The sequence below is a fragment of the Neisseria dentiae genome, assembly GCF_014055005.1.
Taxonomy (GTDB): Bacteria; Pseudomonadota; Gammaproteobacteria; order Burkholderiales; family Neisseriaceae; genus Neisseria; species Neisseria dentiae.
Map to the genome: position 1 here is coordinate 1,962,652 of NZ_CP059570.1, position 17,337 is coordinate 1,979,988.

At 55.4% G+C, this 17,337-nt stretch carries 13 protein-coding genes and 2 pseudogenes; 5 read left to right on the forward strand and 10 right to left on the reverse strand.

The features are described from left to right. Nucleotides 1-219 precede the first annotated feature (219 nt). The gene (locus H3L92_RS09240; RefSeq protein WP_085366199.1) at nt 220-1,743 is read left to right on the forward strand and encodes a fumarate hydratase; all 1,524 of its coding nucleotides are present in this window, start codon (nt 220-222) and stop codon (nt 1,741-1,743) included. A gap of 78 nt (nt 1,744-1,821) precedes the next feature. Here the strand turns inward: H3L92_RS09240 and fumC are convergent, their stop codons facing one another. The 8 genes from fumC to pxpB all read right to left on the reverse strand — a co-directional run bounded on the left by fumC (nt 1,822) and on the right by pxpB (nt 10,239). Further along, nucleotides 1,822-3,210, reverse strand: a complete 1,389-nt coding sequence (fumC, locus tag H3L92_RS09245; protein WP_085366198.1) for a class II fumarate hydratase — start codon at nt 3,208-3,210, stop codon at nt 1,822-1,824. A gap of 166 nt (nt 3,211-3,376) precedes the next feature. After that, a complete protein-coding gene (locus H3L92_RS09250) occupies nt 3,377-4,999 on the reverse strand; it encodes an ABC transporter substrate-binding protein (protein ID WP_085366197.1) in 1,623 nt (540 codons plus the stop codon). A 176-nt stretch (nt 5,000-5,175) separates the two neighbouring features. After that, complete coding sequence (locus H3L92_RS09255; RefSeq protein WP_085366196.1) at nt 5,176-6,018, reverse strand: class II glutamine amidotransferase; 843 nt, start codon at nt 6,016-6,018, stop codon at nt 5,176-5,178. Between the two features lie 371 nt (nt 6,019-6,389). Next, entirely contained in the window at nt 6,390-7,580 is a 1,191-nt protein-coding gene (locus H3L92_RS09260) for an NRAMP family divalent metal transporter (protein WP_085366195.1), read from the reverse strand. Between the two features lie 53 nt (nt 7,581-7,633). Beyond that, nucleotides 7,634-7,921, reverse strand: a complete 288-nt coding sequence (locus H3L92_RS09265) for a hypothetical protein (RefSeq protein WP_085366194.1) — start codon at nt 7,919-7,921, stop codon at nt 7,634-7,636. A 14-nt stretch (nt 7,922-7,935) separates the two neighbouring features. Next, nucleotides 7,936-8,673: a 5-oxoprolinase subunit PxpA gene (gene pxpA, locus H3L92_RS09270; RefSeq protein ID WP_085366193.1), complete on the reverse strand. Its 738-nt coding sequence runs from the start codon at nt 8,671-8,673 to the stop codon at nt 7,936-7,938. Continuing rightward, nucleotides 8,663-9,592: a 5-oxoprolinase subunit C family protein gene (locus H3L92_RS09275; protein ID WP_085366192.1), complete on the reverse strand. Its 930-nt coding sequence runs from the start codon at nt 9,590-9,592 to the stop codon at nt 8,663-8,665. The genes pxpA and H3L92_RS09275 overlap by 11 nt, the downstream gene beginning before the upstream one ends. Next, on the reverse strand, nt 9,589-10,239 hold the full coding sequence (gene pxpB / locus H3L92_RS09280) for a 5-oxoprolinase subunit PxpB (RefSeq protein ID WP_085366222.1): 651 nt from the start codon (nt 10,237-10,239) through the stop codon (nt 9,589-9,591). Before pxpB ends, H3L92_RS09275 begins: the two co-directional genes overlap by 4 nt. 190 nt (nt 10,240-10,429) lie before the next feature. Between pxpB and H3L92_RS09285 the strand changes: the two genes are divergently transcribed. The 3 genes and pseudogenes from H3L92_RS09285 (at nt 10,430) to H3L92_RS09295 (ending at nt 14,284) form a co-directional block, all read left to right on the forward strand. Continuing rightward, nucleotides 10,430-11,149, forward strand: coding sequence for a cold shock domain-containing protein (locus tag H3L92_RS09285; protein ID WP_085366191.1), 720 nt, complete (start codon nt 10,430-10,432; stop codon nt 11,147-11,149). A gap of 406 nt (nt 11,150-11,555) precedes the next feature. Beyond that, the gene (gene argS / locus H3L92_RS09290; protein ID WP_085366190.1) at nt 11,556-13,274 is read left to right on the forward strand and encodes an arginine--tRNA ligase; all 1,719 of its coding nucleotides are present in this window, start codon (nt 11,556-11,558) and stop codon (nt 13,272-13,274) included. 140 nt (nt 13,275-13,414) lie between these two features. Next, nucleotides 13,415-14,284 (forward strand): annotated as a pseudogene (locus H3L92_RS09295) (integrase core domain-containing protein). Here the strand turns inward: H3L92_RS09295 and yjgA are convergent. After that, nucleotides 14,236-14,745 (reverse strand): ribosome biogenesis factor YjgA, encoded by a 510-nt coding sequence (gene yjgA / locus H3L92_RS09300; RefSeq protein WP_085367197.1) that lies wholly within the window; start codon nt 14,743-14,745, stop codon nt 14,236-14,238. The pseudogene H3L92_RS09295 and the gene yjgA overlap by 49 nt on opposite strands. A 130-nt stretch (nt 14,746-14,875) precedes the next feature. Between yjgA and pmbA the strand changes: the two genes are divergently transcribed. After that, nucleotides 14,876-16,204, forward strand: coding sequence for a metalloprotease PmbA (pmbA, locus tag H3L92_RS09305; protein ID WP_085367196.1), 1,329 nt, complete (start codon nt 14,876-14,878; stop codon nt 16,202-16,204). 270 nt (nt 16,205-16,474) lie between these two features. On the opposite strand, the pseudogene H3L92_RS09310 reads toward pmbA, so the two are convergent. Continuing rightward, nucleotides 16,475-17,327: pseudogene (locus tag H3L92_RS09310) on the reverse strand (IS630 family transposase). Nucleotides 17,328-17,337 lie beyond the last annotated feature (10 nt).

The following is a 17,337-nucleotide window of genomic DNA, read 5'->3' on the forward strand; positions in this document are numbered from 1 at the left end:
CAGACGGCCCTACTGTTTGCCGTTGCTTCCGGCCCAATCCGCACCATTTTTCTGTAACTTTACAACCGGATTTTACTGCGCTAAATCAAGCGGAACAGACAAGCCCTGCCTGCTAACACAAATTAACATTGCAAACCTGTATGCTTTAGCCGATAAAACCGGCCGTCTGAAAGCCGTGCGGCAAAGTTTCGATAAAACAAACCCAAAAGGAACACAACCATGACCGTTATCAAACAAGAAGACTTTATCCAAAGCATCGCCGATGCCTTCCAATTCATCAGCTACTACCACCCCGTCGACTACATTCAAGCCCTATACAAAGCGTGGCAGAAAGAAGAAAACCCCGCCGCCAAAGACGCGATGACGCAGATTCTGGTTAACAGCCGCATGTGCGCCGAAGGCCGCCGCCCCATCTGCCAAGACACCGGCATCGCCACCGTGTTTCTGAAAGTGGGCATGAACGTGCAATGGGATGCCGAATTGAGCGTGCAGGAAATGGTGAACGAAGGCGTGCGCCGCGCCTACACCAACCCCGACAACACCCTGCGCGCATCGGTTTTGGCCGACCCCGCCGGCAAGCGCACCAACACCAAAGACAACACCCCCGCCGTGGTGCATATGGAAATCGTGAAAGGCGACAAAATCGAAGTTACCTGCGCGGCCAAAGGCGGCGGCTCCGAAAACAAAACCAAAATGGCCATGCTCAACCCCTCCGACAGCATCGTCGACTGGGTAATCAAAACCATTCCGCAAATGGGCGCCGGCTGGTGCCCGCCCGGTATCTTGGGCATCGGCATCGGCGGCACGCCCGAAAAAGCCGCCTTAATGGCTAAAGAAAGCCTGATGGGTCATGTAGATATCCAAGAGCTGCAAGAAAAAGCTAAATCCGGTGCCGAACTTTCCACCACCGAAGCGCTGCGCCTCGAACTTTATGAAAAAGTAAACGCACTGGGCGTGGGCGCGCAAGGTTTGGGCGGCCTCACCACCGTATTGGACGTGAAAATCCTCGACTACCCCACCCACGCCGCCTCCAAGCCCGTGGCCATGATTCCCAACTGCGCCGCCACCCGCCACGTCGAATTCGAGTTGGACGGCACAGGCCCCGTGAAACTCGACCCGCCCAGCCTCGACGACTGGCCCGACATCACCTACAGCCCCGACAACGGCAAGCGTGTTGATGTAAACAACCTCACCAAAGAAGAAGTGGCCACCTGGAAAATGGGCGACGTGCTGCTCTTAAACGGCAAAATCTACACCGGCCGCGACGCCGCCCACAAACGCATGACCGATATGCTCAACCAAGGCGAGCAGCTGCCGGTGGATTTCACCAACAAGCTGATTTACTACGTCGGCCCGGTTGATCCCGTGCGCGACGAAGTGGTCGGCCCCGCCGGCCCCACCACCGCCACCCGTATGGACAAATTCACCCGCCAGATGCTCGAACAAACCGGCCTGCTGGGCATGATCGGCAAATCCGAACGCGGCCCTGAAGCCTGCAAAGCGATTGCCGACAACCAAGCCGTGTATCTGATGGCCGTGGGCGGTTCGGCCTATCTGGTGGCCAAAGCCATCAAAGCGGCCAAAGTGGTGGCCTTCCCCGAATTGGGCATGGAAGCGATTTACGAATTCGAAGTAAAAGATATGCCCGTTACCGTGGCCGTGGATGCCAGCGGCAAATCTGTGCACGCCATCGCGCCGAAACAATGGCAGGAAAAAATCGGCATCATTCCGGTAGAGGCATAACCGCCGTTTGTTCAACCGCATCATGCAATCAGGCCGTCTGAAAACTTTCAGACGGCCTTTATTCAACAATCCCGATAATCAGCGTGGCGCCACCATATCTTCCGGTTTCACCAATTCATCGAACTCTTCGCTGCTCAACAAACCCAGCCCGATGGCGGTTTCGCGCAGCGATTTATCGTTTTTATAGGCGGTTTTCGCCACTTTGGCGGCATTTTCATAACCAATCTTGCGGTTTAACGCCGTTACCAGCATCAGCGAATGGTGCAGGAAATAATCGATTTTTTCCGGCACAGGTTCGATGCCCACGGCACAATGTTCGTTGAAGCTGTTGCAGGCATCGCCCAACAGGCGCACGGACTGCAAAAGGTTGTAGGCAATCACGGGCATATACACGTTCAGCTCGAAATTGCCTGATGCACCAGCCATGCCGATGGTAACGTCATTGCCGAATACTTGGCAGCACACCATGGTCATCGCTTCGCACTGGGTCGGGTTGACCTTGCCGGGCATGATGGACGAACCGGGTTCGTTTTCGGGGATTTTGATTTCGCCTAAGCCGCAGCGCGGGCCGGATGCCAGCCAGCGGATATCGTTGGCGATTTTGTTCAAACTTGCCGCCAGCGTTTTCAACGCGCCCGAGGCATACACACAGGCATCGCGGCCGGCCAAGGCTTCGAACTTGTTCGGCGCGGTAACGAATGGCAGCCCGGAAAGTGCGGCCAGCTTGGCGGCGGCGGTTACCGCATAATCGGGGTGGCTGTTCAAACCCGTGCCGACAGCGGTACCTCCCAAAGGCAGCTCATACAAACCTTGCAAGGCATCGTTCAGACGGCCCAAGCCATGATCAAGCTGCGACACATAGCCTGAAAACTCCTGACCCAAGGTGAGCGGCGTAGCATCTTGCAGGTGGGTGCGGCCGATTTTCACAATCGGCTCAAACGCTTTTGCTTTGGCAGCCAGCGTATCGCGCAGGGCGGTTACGGCCGGAATCAGCAGGCAGTTGATTTCGATGGCGGCCGCCACATGAATGGCGCTGGGAAAAGAATCGTTGGTGGATTGCGCGTGGTTCACATGATCGTTGGGGTGAACGGGCTGGTAGGCCGCCAAGCCTGTTCCCGCCAATTCGTTGGCGCGGTTGGCCAACACTTCGTTCATATTCATATTCGACTGCGTACCCGAGCCGGTTTGCCACACCACCAACGGAAACTGGCCGTCGAGCCTGCCTGCCAACACATCATCGGCGGCACGGGTAATCAAATCGGCCTGCTCGGGCTTGATGCGGCCAAGCTCGACATTAGCGGCGGCAGCGGCTTTTTTCACCAATGCCATGGCGTGAATCAAGGGTTTTGGCAGGGTTTCGCCGCCGATTTTGAAATTGTCGCGGCTACGCTGGGTTTGCGCGCCCCAATAAGCATCGGCGGGTACTTCCACATTGCCCATCGTGTCGTGTTCGGTGCGGGTGGTCATTTTGTTTCTCCTATTTGTAAGTTAAACAAACGCAGATGTTTTATTATGTCACAAACCAATAGTAAATGATAATTAAAATCAACTTTAGAGGTTTGAATACTGCTGCAATGTCCGAAGGCCGTCTGAAATATTTTCAGACGGCCTCCGCAATACTGCCTAAAACAGGTTATTTCTGAATAAACAAACGCTTGCTCGGCAATTCGTTTAACACGTCTTCGGTGGAATAGCCGCCGATATGCGGTTTCACCAGCCGCGAATTCACATAACCGTAAACGGGAATCACCGCGCTGTCTTTGTCGATTTGCGCTTCTGCCTGAGTGTAGAGGCGGGCGCGTTCCTTATCGTCGATATCCGCTTGCAGGGTTTTGGCCAGCAGCGCGTCGTAATCGGCGTTTTTATAGAAAGCGCGGTTGCTGCTGTTGGCCGATTGCAGGGTGTTTAAAAAAGTGGAAGGTTCGTTGTAGTCGCCGCACCATGATGCGCGGGCGATTTGGTAGTTGCCGTTGCGGCGGCTGTCGAGATAGGTTTTCCACTCTTGGTTTTCAAGGTTCACTTTCACGAAGCCCAAAGCCTGCTGCCACATCGAAGCGGCGGCCACGGCGATTTTTTTATGCTGCTCCGAGGTGTTGTATAAAAAATTGAAGGTGAGCGGTTTGCTTTCGCTATACCCTGCTTCGGCCAGCAGTTTTTTGGCTTCGGCCACGCGGGCGGCTTGGTCGAGTTTGCTCCATTCGGGCACATAAGGCACGAAACCTGCGGTGCCTGCTCGGGTCAGGTTGTAGGCCGGCTCTTCGCCGCGCCCCAGCACTTTGGCGGCGATGGTTTCGCGGTCTAAGGCCAGCGACAGGGCTTTGCGCACGCGCACGTCGTCAAACGGGGGCTTTTGGTTGTTGGTTTCAAAATAATAAGTGCAAAGATAGGGGCTGCGCTTCAATTCTTGCGGGTATTTTTCTTGCAGCTTGGCATACATTTCGGGCGGCAGCGCATCGGTGATATCGACTTCGCCGGCTTCGTAACGGGCAACGTCGTCGGTTTGCGAGCCTATGGGCAGAAACACCACTTTATTGATTTTCACATTGGCCGCATCGCGGTATTGCGGGTTTTTCTCAAGCTCGATGCGCTCGTTGACCACCCAGTTTTTGATCACATAAGGGCCGTTGCCGACGAAATTGCCGGGCTGCGTCCACTTCACGCCGTGTTTTTCCACGGTGGCGCGATGCACGGGCTTGGTGGCGGCGTGATAAAGCATTTGCGGGAAATAAGGCACGGCGGCGGTGAGGGTGATTTGCAGCGTTTGCGGGTCGACGGCTTTCACGCCGAGGGTGTCGGGCGATTTTTCGCCTTTTAAGATGGCGTCGATATTCTCGATTTTGGCCGCCTGAAGATAGGTGGCGTATTGCGAGGCGGTTTTCGGATCGACCAAACGGCGCCAGCTATACACGAAATCTTCGGCGGTGAGCGGCTCGCCGTTGCTCCACTTCAAACCTTCGCGCAGTTTGAATGTCCACACCTTATTGTCGCCGCTCTCCCATGATTCGGCGGCGGCGGGAATCACGGCGCCTTTTTCGTCGGTTTCCACCAAACCTTCCAGCAGATCACGCACCACGTTGATTTCGGGCACACCGGTAATCTGATGCGGGTCGAGCGACTGCGGCTCGGTTACGTTGTTGCGGGTAACGGTGTCGGCGGCCGGAGCCGAAGCGGCGGTGTTTTTTTCCTGCCCGCCGCAGGCGGCAAGCAGCACGGCGGCAACGGCTAAAACGGAAAGGCGGAACGGTGCGGACGGCATAAGGGTCTCCTCTGTAAAATTATCGGAACAGAACGGGCGGATTGTAAAACAAAATACAGGCCGTCTGAAACTTTCAGACGGCCTAATCGGCTTGCAAAGGTTTCCGTCATACCCAAACTTGGCGCCGGTGTTTTAGAAACCTGTTGCGGCAAGCATTTCCCCCAAACCGCACAAATTCAAACGCTCACGCCTGCCGCGCGGGCGATGGCCAAACCCTCTTCCGCGCTCATGTAAACGGGGTGTTCGGGCGCATGGCGGCGCACGATGTCGCCTTCGCGGAACATCACCAGCTCGTTAACGGCCAGTTGCAGCCAGGTTTCGTTGGCGGTGAGCGGCAGGGTGGCAATCACCGCCACTTTGTCGTTTGGGGTGGTAACGGCGGCGAAATCGACCTTCACGTCGTCGTCAATCAGATGCGCCTCGCCGAAAGGGGCTTTGCGCACGATATAGTGCAAGAGCGTGCTGGCGTGGGCAAACAGGCATTCGCCGTTCGACATCATAAAGTTAAACAGGCCGTATTCGCGGATTTCGGCAGTCAGTTCCGCCACGGCATCAAACAGGGCGTGTTCGTCGGGGCGTTCGGAAAAGCGGCGGCGCAGTTGTTCCAAAATATAACAAAACGCGCGCTCCGAATCGGTGTTGCCCACCGCCCGGTAAAAGCCGCCTTCTTTGGGAAAAAAGTTTTTCAGATGGCCGTTGTGGGCAAACAGCCAGTATCCGCCCCACATTTCGCGCATAAACGGATGGGTGTTGGCAAGCGAAGTCTGCCCCTGCGTGGCTTTGCGGATATGGGCAATCACGTTTTCCGATTTGATTTGGTAGGCTTTCACCAAATCGGCCACCGGCGAATTGGCGCTGGGTTTGTCGTCGTGAAACAGGCGCACGCCCCTGCCTTCGAAAAAGCCGATGCCGAAGCCGTCGGCATGGTGGTCGGTCAAACCGCCGCGGCGGCGGAAGCCTTCAAACGAAAAAACAATATCGGTGGGGGTGTTGCAGTTCATGCCGAGCAGTTGGCACATGGTGGTTGCCTTTGTTGGTGAGTCAATCGCTGAAAGCCGTATTGTGGGGGAAAACGGGCGCTTTTTAAAGTGTCTGGAACCTTTGCAAGCCGTTTAGGCCGTCTGAAACCCGATTACCGTCATTCCCGCTCAGGCGGGAATGACGAGACACAAACGTTTTCAGGTTTGTATTTGTTTTTTTGCAAGGGGCACTGGCTGTCTAAAATACCCGGCTGCCATCATGCCCGAGCCTGACGCAGGGGTTTTAAAATACCGGCACGGCTTGTAAAGGTTTCCGGCCGAAAATGCAGTTTATTCATTTGTTCAAAACGATAAGGCCGTCTGAAAACATATTTTTCAGACGGCCTGTACTTTTTAGCATATCCGACCCGTCAGGCCGTTAAACCGCCGATATATTTCACCAACGTCATACCGCTCAACACGGCCATCGCCGCTACCACCACCACGCCGCACACCGTCATCCATTTCGGGTGTTTGTAGTCGCCGATGATGTCGGCGCGGTAGGCGGCCAGCAGAATCAGGCCGAGCGAAACGGGCAGAATCAGGCCGTTGAGCGTGCCCACCAACACCAGCACCTGCGCGGGGCGGCCTACCATGGCGAGCACCAGCGTGGAAATCAGAATAAAGCCGATAATCCATTTGTTTTTGTTTTTCTCGATGGCCGGGCTTAAGCCTGCGATAAACGACACCGAGGTATAGGCCGCGCCGATCACCGACGTAATCGAGGCCGCCCAAATCACCACGCCGAAAATCAGCAGCCCGGCGTGGCCGGCCACATGCCGGAAAGGCGTTGCGGCCGGATTTTGCGGGTCGAGCGCCACTCCTTGCGACACCACGCCCAACACGGCCAGAAACAGCACCACCCGCATCACCGAGGCAATCAGAATGGCCGAAACCGAGCTTTTGTTCACTTCGGGCAGCGACTCCTTACCCTTCACGCCCGCATCGAGCAAGCGGTGCGCACCGGCAAAGGTGATATAGCCGCCCACCGTGCCGCCCACCAGCGTAACGATGGCAACGGCATCGAGCTTTTCGGGCACAAACGTACGCAGCGCGGCCTCGCCCAGCGGCGGCGAAGCACGCCAAGCCACGTAAAGCGTGAGCGCAATCATGATAAAGCCCATCACTTGTGCAAACCGGTCCATCGCCCTGCCTGCTTCGCGGAACAGAAAAATGCCCACGGCCACACCGCCGCTGATAATCGCACCCATTTCAGGCGACAGGCCGGTGAGGATATTGATGCCCAAGCCCGCACCGCCGACATTGCCGATATTAAACGCCAACCCGCCTATTACAATCAGCAGGGCGAGAAAATAACCCGCGCCGGGAAACACACGGTTGGCAATGTCTTGTGCGCGCTGCTCCGATACGGCGATGATGCGCCAGATATTCAATTGCGCGCCGATGTCGAGCAAGATGGAAATCAGAATCACAAAGCCGAAGCTGGCGAGCAGGTTTTGGGTGAACGTGGCCGTTTGGGTGAGAAAACCCGGGCCGATGGCTGATGTGGCCATCAGGAAAGCGGCGCCGATAAGCGCGTTGCGGCGGTTGCTGGCAGACATATGACGCTCCTTGTGCAAAGTTGCCGCCGGGTGGTTTCGCCCCGAAAATTATTTTAATAACTCGGGCGGGGCGCGCCGGCAGCAGAATCAATCAAATCAAAATGCTGCAAAAATATCAAACTTCCAAGACCATCATCATTGGGGCGTGTAGTCGACCGCGTTGCGGCGGTATTTTTGGTTAAAATCCGCATCTGCTGCGTTAGGTAGCGTAGCGGACTTGCGAAGCTAAAATGCTCGCAAGATGTCCAATCTTGCTGTGCTTTTTGCCTTGCACCTGCGGATTTTCCCTCAAAAACCCGCTTCGCAAGCCTTCTGACTACACGCCCTACAATTAGTTTCATGCGGTTCCGTTTTTTCAGACGGCCTTAACCGCAATGCCTTCCGCACGCAAAGCCGCGCGGATTTTATCGGCAAACTCAAGGGCGTGTGCGCCGTCGCCGTGCAGGCAGATACTGTCGGCGCGCACGGCGGTGCGGCTGCCGTCCACCGCAGTTACGCTGCCTTCGCGCACCATCTGCAACACTTGGGCGATGGCTTCTTCGTCGTTTTCTATTTGCGCATCGGGGCGGCTGCGCGGCACCAGTTTGCCGTCGGGCAGGTAGCGGCGGTCGGCGAACACTTCCGAAATCACCTCCAAACCCGCCGCCCTGCCCGCTTCCAGCAGCAGGCTGTCCGACATTGCCATCAGTTTCAAACCGGGATTGAAGCGGCGCACCGTGTCGGCCACGATTTCCGCCAGCGCGGCATCGGCGGCGGCCTGGTTGTATAGCGCGCCGTGCGGTTTCACATAGGCCGTCTGAACGCCCGCCGCATCACACAAGGCTTGCAGGGCGCCGAGTTGGTATTGCAGGTAGGCGCGCAGTTCGGCTTCGGGCAACGCCATAGCGGTGCGGCCGAAATTTTCGCGGTCGGGGTAGCCGGGATGCGCCCCCACGCGCACGCCGTATTGCTTCGCCCAAGCAAGGGCGCGCTGCATTTCTGCGGCACTGCCCGCGTGCAGGGCGCAGGCGATGTTGGCCGACGACACCCGCTGCATCAGCGCGCCGTCGTTGCCGCAGCCTTCGGCCAAATCGGCATTCAAATCAACGTGCATTTTCGGCTATCCTTCTGATTTGGTTCAAATAAACCTGGTTTTGGCGTTGCAGTTGCGCCGCTCCCTGCGGCGTGGTCATCTTGAAAAAGATTTTGCCGCCGAAACGGATTTGCGCCAGCCGCCCCAAATCGGCCGCGGCCACGCAGGCGATTTTCGGGTAGCCGCCGGTGGTTTGCGTGTCGGCCATCAAAATAATCGGCTTGCCGCCCGGCGGCACCTGCACCGTGCCGAACTGCACGGCGTGCGAAAGCATTTCGAGCGGGGTTGCCAATTCGAGCGTTTCGCCGTCGAAACGGTAGCCCATGCGGTTGCTGTCGCTTTGCAGCGTCCACGCGTTCTGCCACAACACAGAATGGGCGCGCCGCGTGAAAGCGCCGTATTCCGAAGAAGGCAGCGCATGGATGCGGTGCGACGGCGTGGGCGGCGCGATGCCCACGTGCTTGGCTTCGAAACCGCGGTGTTTGAGCGGAATTTCGTCGCCTTTGCGCAGGCAGCGCCCTTCGAAACCGCCGAAACCCGCCCTCAAATCGGTGCTGCGCGAGCCGAGCACCGCCGGCACGTTGAAACCGCCGTACACACACAAATAACCATACATTCCCTGCACGGCGCGTATCAGTTTCAGGGTTTGCCCGCGGCGGGCGGTGTAGCGCCAGTAGGAATAAACCGGCTCGCCGTCGAGCTGGGCCTCGTAAACCGCCCCCGTGATGCAGAAAGGCGTGTCGTGGGCAAACGATACGCTCATGCCGCCCAAGGCGATTTCAACCGCCGCCGCCCCTTCGGGATTGCCCAACAGCAGGTTGCCCGCCCGCAGCGACAGCGTGTCCATCGCGCCCGCGTGGCCGATGCCGTAGCGGCGCAAACCGTAGCGCCCCAAGTCTTGTATATGGGCCATTGCCTGAATATCGGCCACATACATCATAACCAAACCCTTTCTGCCACAAACTGTACCGTGTCGCCTGCCGCCAGCAGGGTGGGCGGATTGGCGCTTATCTGAAACAAAGGCGCTTCGGTGCGGCCGATAATCTTCCAGCCGCCCGGCGAAGCAAACGGATACACGCCCGTTTGGCTGCCGCCTATGCCCACCGATCCGGCCGGCACCTTGATGCGCGGAACCGCCCGGCGCGGTGTGTGCAGGTTTTCCGGCAGCCCGCCCAAATAAGGAAACCCGGGCTGGAAACCCATCATAAACACCGTATAAACAGGCTCGGTGTGGCGGCGCACAATCTCTTCGGCGCTGGTTTGGTGAAAGGCCGCCACTTCGGCCAAATCTTCGCCGAACTCGCCGCCGTAAACCACGGGAATGCGCACGCACCTGCCTTTGCGCTTAACGGCTTCGGTTTGCGACCACAATGCCAAGAGGCCGTCTGAAAAAACCTGCAAATCGGTGCCTGCACGCACAAACACGGTTAAATTGTTCATGCCCGTTACCGCCTCTTCCGTTTCGGGCAGCGCCTGCACCGCATCGGCAAACGCCCACAACCGCTGCTGTTTCGGCAACGCGGCAGGCGGCGGCAGCACGCAGGCCAGCGCGGATTCGCTGATGGGAATAATCTCAATTGTAGGCATAATCACCACTTGTGTTGCGTTTTGTAATTTTGTGTAGTGATTTTATATATAATCTTTTCAAAGGGTTTGTCAAGGCCGTCTGAAAAAAACGTTTTACATATTTAAGGTTGGTCAAAAAAAATGATGTGTTTTGAACAGCTTTCTTTTAAAATAACGCAATTGCATAACAACAATATCAAAAAGGGAAAATATGCGTTACCACGGCACCATCATGCGCTGGGACTACGAACTCGGCTTCGGCTTCATCAAAGAAGAACAAACCAAAGCGGAAATCTTCGCCCACATCGGCGAATTCGAAACCGAAAATCCGCCGCCGCGCGACGGCGAAACCGTATCGTTTGAAATCGTCAGCAACCAGCGCGGCACCGAAGAAGCCAAAAACATCGAATACCTCAACCGCCGCCGCAAACCCGCCGCCGTTGCGGCCGAATCAAACGAAGATGCCCCCAAAAACCTGAACCGCTGGCTTGCAGGCATGGCCGCCGCCCTAATCGGCATCCCCCTGCTCGGCGCCGCCGGCTATTACGGCCTGGATTATTGGCAAACCTACCGCGCAAGCCAAACCAACAATGCCGTTGTGGTTGATGAAGTGGCCGAAAAAATGATGGCCGAACGCCGCGCGTGGAAAGAAGCGGTGGAAGCCACGGAAAAAAGCAAAATCCCCGCCGTATTCAAGTGCGACGGCAGAGAATACTGCTCGCAAATGAAATCTTACGAAGAAGCCAAATTCTTTCTGAACCACTGCCCCAATGTGAAAATGGACGGCGATAAAAACGGCATTCCTTGCGAAGAGCAGTTCGCCGCCGAAATCAGCCGTGAATCATCCGGCCAAAACGGCAGCAAAGAAAACGGCAAAGGCTTGAAGTGGTTCGACAATGGCGACCAAAATCAAAAGAGCGGGCGTAAATAAGTTATCCAAACCCGCCTGTTTACCGCCACCTGATAGAAACCAAACCAGGCCGTCTGAAAACCATCCGCCCGTTTTCAGACGGCCTGAAACCTTTGCCATAGCCAATCAACTTGAGACCTTTGCAAAATTCTTTCCGATACCTTAAAACACTTGCGTCATGATCGGGCCTAACCCGAGCATCTTTTTGTTTCAAAAGAAATACCAGATACCCGGGCCTGACCCGAGTATGACGGGATTCAAATATTTCAGACGGCCGGGGCGGCTTGCAAAGGTATCGTTCTTTCCACCGCCGCCGTTTGCCAAATAAAAGCTACAACCCCGCGCCGATTTCTTTTAAAATAACGCCCGAACCCGCAGGCCGTTTCAGACGGCCTTTACCTATTTGATTGACCCGAGCATTATCCAAATGAACCTACACCAAACCGTTTCCCAAGAAGCCGAACAAGCCTTTGCCGCCGCCGGTATCGCCGGCGCGCCGGTGATTTTGCAGCCCGCCAAAAACGCCGATTTCGGCGATTTCCAAATCAACGGCGTGATGGGCGCCGCCAAGCAGGCCAAGCAGAACCCGCGCGAGCTGGCGCAAAAAGTGGCCGATGCGCTCGCGGGCAGCGCCGTTATCGACAGTGCCGAAGTGGCCGGCCCCGGCTTTATCAACCTGCGCCTGAATGCGGGCTTTTTGGCCGAACACCTCCGCGCAGCCTTAAACGATACACGCTGCGGCGTGGCGGAAACGGCCAACAAACAAACCGTGGTGATTGATTATTCGTCCCCCAACCTTGCCAAAGAAATGCACGTCGGCCATTTGCGCTCCAGCATCATCGGCGACAGCATCGCCCGCATCCTCGGCTTTTTGGGACACACCGTTATCCGTCAAAACCACGTCGGCGACTGGGGCACACAGTTCGGCATGCTGGTGGCCTATATGGTTGAGCAGCAGCAACACAATGCCGAATTTCAACTGTCTGATTTGGAACAGTTTTACCGCAATGCCAAAGTACGCTTCGACGAAGACCCCGCCTTTGCCGACACCGCCCGCGAATATGTGGTGAAACTACAAGGCGGCGACGAAGCCGTGCTGGCCTTGTGGAAACAGTTCGTCGAAATTTCCCTGCACCACGCGCAAAACGTGTACGACACGCTGGGCTTGCTGCTCACCCCCGATGATGTGGCGGGCGAATCTATTTATAACAACGATTTGCACAATGTTATCAACGAATTGAGCGCAAAAGGCCTGGCGGTGGACGACGACGGCGCCAAAGTGGTGTTTCTCAACGAATTCAAAAACCAAGACGGCGACCCAGCCGCCTTTATCGTGCAGAAACAAGGCGGCGGCTTTCTCTATTCCACCACCGATTTGGCCTGCGTGCGTTACCGCGTAGGCAAACTTAAAGCCGACCGCCTGCTGTATGTGGTCGATACCCGTCAAAAACTGCATTTTGAACAATTGTTTAACGTTTCGCGCAAAGCCGGCTGGCTGCCCGAAAACGTGTCGGCCGAGTTTATCGGCTTCGGCACCATGATGGGCAAAGACGGCAAACCGTTCAAAACCCGTTCGGGCGATACTGTGAAATTAGTGGATTTGCTGGACGAAGCGGTCGAGCGCGCCACCGCTTTGGTGCAAAGCAAAAACAGTGAATTGGCAGCGGAAGAAGCGGCGAAAATCGGCCGCCCCGTTGGTATCGGCGCGGTGAAATACGCCGATTTGAGCAAAAACCGCACCAGCGATTATGTGTTCGACTGGGATGTGATGCTCAGCTTCGAAGGCAATACCGCACCCTATCTGCAATACGCCTACACCCGCGTGCAAAGCGTGTTCCGCAAAGCGGGCGAATGGGACAAAACCGCCGCTTTAATCTTGAGCGAGCCGCTGGAGAAACAGCTGGCGGTGGAGCTTTTGAAGTTTGAAGACGTGCTGCAAAACGCCGCCGACACATCCTACCCGCATTATCTGGCCGCCTATCTTTACCAAGTGGCCACGCTGTTTTCCCGTTTCTACGAAGCCTGCCCGATTCTGAAAGCCGAAGGCCAAACCCGCAACACCCGCCTGCAACTGGCCGCACTAACCGGCGAAACGCTGAAACAGGGCTTGGATTTGTTGGGGATTGAAACGCTGGAAGTGATGTAAACGGAAACTTCGGACATACAGCGGCAATCAAAAGCCGAAACCTTTGCCAAATCTGTTCAGGCCGTCTGAAAACTTTTTTCGGACGGCCTGAGATGTAGGAAAAGCTAGCGTTGTTTACAGTATTTGAAAGACAATACTGCATGAACATCCATAAAAATACCCGGCTAACCCCGCATAACCGCCAGGCCATTTGGCGCGCTTATACACAAGACAAAATCAGTGTAACTTCGTTGGCACAACAATACCGTGTCAGCAGAGTAACGATTTACCGCATACTCAAAGCAGCCCGGTTGCGGCTGCTCACCCCGCAAAAAAGCACCAACAACCGCTTTAAACAAGCCAAATACGGCATGAAACGCCTGGCTAAAGTTGAGCGGGAAATCGAAGAGAAACTCAAAAAACAGGCAAAGCGTTACAACCAATCCTATCCCGGCGAAATGGTTCATTTCGATACCAAACGGCTGCCTTTGCTACAAAACCAAAAAGCAACCGACCCTCGGGATTATCTGTTTGTTGCCATTGATGATTTTTCCCGCGAGCTGTATGCTGCAATATTGCCGGACCGTACAGCAGCCAGCGCAGCCAAATTTCTTTTGCGCGATGTGATAGATTGTTGTCCCTATACCATCGAATGCGCCTATTCCGACAACGGTGTGGAAATCGTGGCAATGCGGAGCACCCGTTTGGCATTGCCTGTGTGCAAAACAACATAAGCCAAAAATTCACCCGTGTTGCCCGGCCGCAAACCAATGGTAAAGCCGAGCGGGTTATCCGTACCTTAATGGAAATGTGGCATGACAAGCATCCGTTTAAGGATTCGGCGCTCCGGCAAAAAGAGTTATGTCGTTTTGTTAACTTTTATAACACCGTCAAGCCCCACAAGAGCCTGAAAGGCGACCCCCCTTTTTGAGGTTTTACAGGCTTCATTCCCAACCTGTTGTGTAAACAACCCGACCATTTCCTACACAGAGTTAGTCGTGCCGCCGTCCATTACGGCTTTGATTTCCTGAAACAGGGCGCGGAAGTTTTTCGGCGGCTTGTTCAGTTCCTGCTCTTTGCGGGTATTGCGGATTAAGGTGCGCAGCTTGCCCGCATCGGCGTGCGGATAGTCGGCGATAAAGGCGGTGAGTGCGTCGTCGCCCGCAATCAGGCGGTCGCGCGCCTGCTCCACCCGTTGCAGAAAGGCGTTGTGGGCGGCGTTGTCGCCGCGCAGTTTGGCAAGGTAGCGTTCGATGGGTTCGGGGTCGGTGTCGCGCATCAGGCGGCCGATATATTGCGCCTGGCGCTTGGTGGCGCCGTTGGAAGTGATTTTTTTATAGGCCAGCACGGCTTCGTATAAATCTTCCGGCAAACCGATTTTTTTCAGCGTGTCGGCGGAAAGTTTGGTTAACTGCATACCGAGGTCTTGCAGGTTGTCCATTTGTTTTTTCATCTGGGTTTTGCTTACCCACTCTTGCTCGTTGCTGCTCATTATTTTTAATCCGTTGAAACAATCGGGGCATTTTAGCATAAGCCGCCGCACTATCTTTGCGATAGGTGTAATTTAACTAAGGCCGTCTGAAAACGGTTAAAATACCGCAGATTTTCCAACAGGCAAATATATGTTCAACCACAGTAAAAACGAATTGCTGCTGCTTTGCGAACAGGTTTTGCAGCTTGCCGCGCAGCAGGGGGCCACCGCCGCCGAAGCCGATTTGAGCGAATCGCTGGGTCAGAACGTGAGCGTGCGTTTGGGCGAAATCGAGCAGATTGAATACCAGCAGGACAAATCGCTCGACATCACCGTGTATGCGGGCCGGCGCAAAGGCCGCGCCAGCACCGCCGATTTCTCGCCGCAGGCGCTGCACGACACGGTGCGTGCCGCCGTGGACATCGCCCGCTACACCGCCGAAGACGAGTGCGCGGGCTTGGCCGACGCCGGCCTGATGGCGCGGCATATCGGCGATTTAGACAAATACCACGAGTGGGATTTGCCCGCTGAGGAGGCCGTGAACCTTGCCAAACAATGCGAGCAGGCCGCACTTGATTACGATAAGCGCATCAGCAATTCGGAAGGCGCGGGCGTGCAAACCGGCCATTACCAATATGTTTACGGCAATTCGCACGGCTTTTCCGCCCACCAGCAAGGCACGCGCCACAGCATTTCGTGCAGCGTGGTGGCCGCCGGCGCAAACGGCATGCAGCGCGATTATTGGTATGACGCTTCCTGCCGCCACGCCGATTTGGATTCGCCCGCAAGCATAGGCCGCACCGCCGCCTTGCGCACCGTACGCCGTTTGGGCGCGCGCAGCATCCCCACCGGCAGCTATCCCGTATTGTTTGATACCACCGTGGCGGGCGGGCTGATCGGCCATTTAATCGGCGGCCTGAGCGGCGGCGCGCTATACCGCCAAAGCAGCTTCCTTACCGACAGCCTCGGCAAGCAGATTCTGCCCGGTTTTCTCAGCTTGCGCGAAGAGCCGCATATCAAGCGCGCCTTCGGCAGCACTTATTTCGATGCCGAAGGCGTGGCGACACAACCGCGCTTCGTGTTGGAAAACGGCGTGGTGCAGGGTTATTTTTTAAGCAGCTACAGCGCGCGCAAACTCGGTATGCAAACCACCGCCAACGCCGGCGGCGCGCACAACCTTTATCTGAACCACACCCACGCTTCGCAGGCCGACCTGCTCAAAGCCATGGGCACGGGCCTGCTGGTAACCGAGCTGATGGGGCAGGGCGTGAATATGCTCACCGGCGACTATTCGCGCGGTGCGGCGGGCTTCTGGGTGGAAAACGGCGTGATTGCCTATCCGGTGGAAGAAATCACCATTGCCGGACGTTTGCAGGATATGTATCTTAACATTGCCGGCGCGGCGGACGACGCGCTGCCGCGTTCGCCGAACAAAATCGGCTCGGTGCTGGTGGAAAGCATGACGGTGGCGGGGGCTTAAGACCATAGTTAATCAATCTAATTTACAATCCACTCATAGAAGCCGCCCGATGGTCTGTCTGTATAAAAGTGAATCCGAGGCTTCCACCTTCCGCTCTTATGGTTATGTGGGCAAAAACAACCCGAGACCTTTGCAAAAGCCCAAAAACTCCTCTAAATTCCCTTACAAAGAATTTCAGAGGAGTTTTTTTTATGAGCAGCTTCTTCCACCAACAAACCCAAATCATGATGGGCAAACACATCGACAGCTACCCGTTACTCAAAATTATAGTCAATTAAAATAAGAACTACGTAGCAGTGCAGTCATAAAATCTCCCACGGCAGGTAAAACTTTCCGCAAATGCTTTTTAATATTCGCCCATACCTTTTCAATCGGATTAAGCTCGGGTGAATAAGGAGCAAGGGGCAATACTTTATGTCCCTGCTTCTGCGCCATTTCAGTCAAAACCGCCATACGGTGGAAACGGGCATTGTCCATAATGATGACGGATCTCTCCGTCAGTTCGGGCAGCAGCATTTGCTCAAACCATGCTTCGAACAGGCTGCCGTCCATGGTGCCACAATAGGTCATGGGTGCAATCAGGCTGCCTTTACCTTGGATTTGTGCCGCAACCAATGAAATACGTTGGTATTTTCTGCCGCTGATTTGTGCTTTGACGGGTACGCCTTTTTTCGAGTAAGCGTAAGGGCGGTAAAAAAGGTGTCGAACCCTGTTTCATCAAGAAAAACTGCTTGATAGTCAGTATATTGGCTCAATGCTTGTTGATAAGCGGCTACTTGTTCGGGCTTTTGTTCTTTGTATGTGGTGGTCTTTTTTTTCGTGTGATGCCCATGACTTTGAGCAGGTAGCTGACATTTGGGGCGCTGCACCCTAAATGTTCTGCGATTTCGTGCAGGTAGGCATCAGGATGCTGTTCGAGATAGTCTGAAAGCTGTTGCCTGTCTATTTTTGTGGCATTACCACCTTTGACTTGATGCGCCAGTGAACCTGTTTGTTCATAGAGTCGCAGCCAACTGCTCAGCGTTTTGTCGCTGATACCGTATACACGGCAGACTTGGCTTGCATTTTGGCATTGCCGGTAATATTCGATTGCTTTTTGTCGGAGTTCTATCGGGTAGGCCATTTTTTTCTGC

Coding starts and splice junctions, on each gene's coding strand:
- argS (WP_085366190.1), top strand. CDS start 11,556: ATGAACCTACACCAAACCGTTTCCCAAGAAGCCGAACAAGCCTTTGCC.
- fumC (WP_085366198.1), bottom strand. CDS start 3,210: ATGACCACCCGCACCGAACACGACACGATGGGCAATGTGGAAGTACCC.
- yjgA (WP_085367197.1), bottom strand. CDS start 14,745: ATGAGCAGCAACGAGCAAGAGTGGGTAAGCAAAACCCAGATGAAAAAA.
- H3L92_RS09240 (WP_085366199.1), top strand. CDS start 220: ATGACCGTTATCAAACAAGAAGACTTTATCCAAAGCATCGCCGATGCC.
- H3L92_RS09265 (WP_085366194.1), bottom strand. CDS start 7,921: ATGAAACTAATTGTAGGGCGTGTAGTCAGAAGGCTTGCGAAGCGGGTT.
- H3L92_RS09275 (WP_085366192.1), bottom strand. CDS start 9,592: ATGATGTATGTGGCCGATATTCAGGCAATGGCCCATATACAAGACTTG.
- H3L92_RS09255 (WP_085366196.1), bottom strand. CDS start 6,018: ATGTGCCAACTGCTCGGCATGAACTGCAACACCCCCACCGATATTGTT.
- H3L92_RS09260 (WP_085366195.1), bottom strand. CDS start 7,580: ATGTCTGCCAGCAACCGCCGCAACGCGCTTATCGGCGCCGCTTTCCTG.
- H3L92_RS09285 (WP_085366191.1), top strand. CDS start 10,430: ATGCGTTACCACGGCACCATCATGCGCTGGGACTACGAACTCGGCTTC.
- pxpA (WP_085366193.1), bottom strand. CDS start 8,673: ATGCACGTTGATTTGAATGCCGATTTGGCCGAAGGCTGCGGCAACGAC.
- H3L92_RS09250 (WP_085366197.1), bottom strand. CDS start 4,999: ATGCCGTCCGCACCGTTCCGCCTTTCCGTTTTAGCCGTTGCCGCCGTG.
- pxpB (WP_085366222.1), bottom strand. CDS start 10,239: ATGCCTACAATTGAGATTATTCCCATCAGCGAATCCGCGCTGGCCTGC.
- pmbA (WP_085367196.1), top strand. CDS start 14,876: ATGTTCAACCACAGTAAAAACGAATTGCTGCTGCTTTGCGAACAGGTT.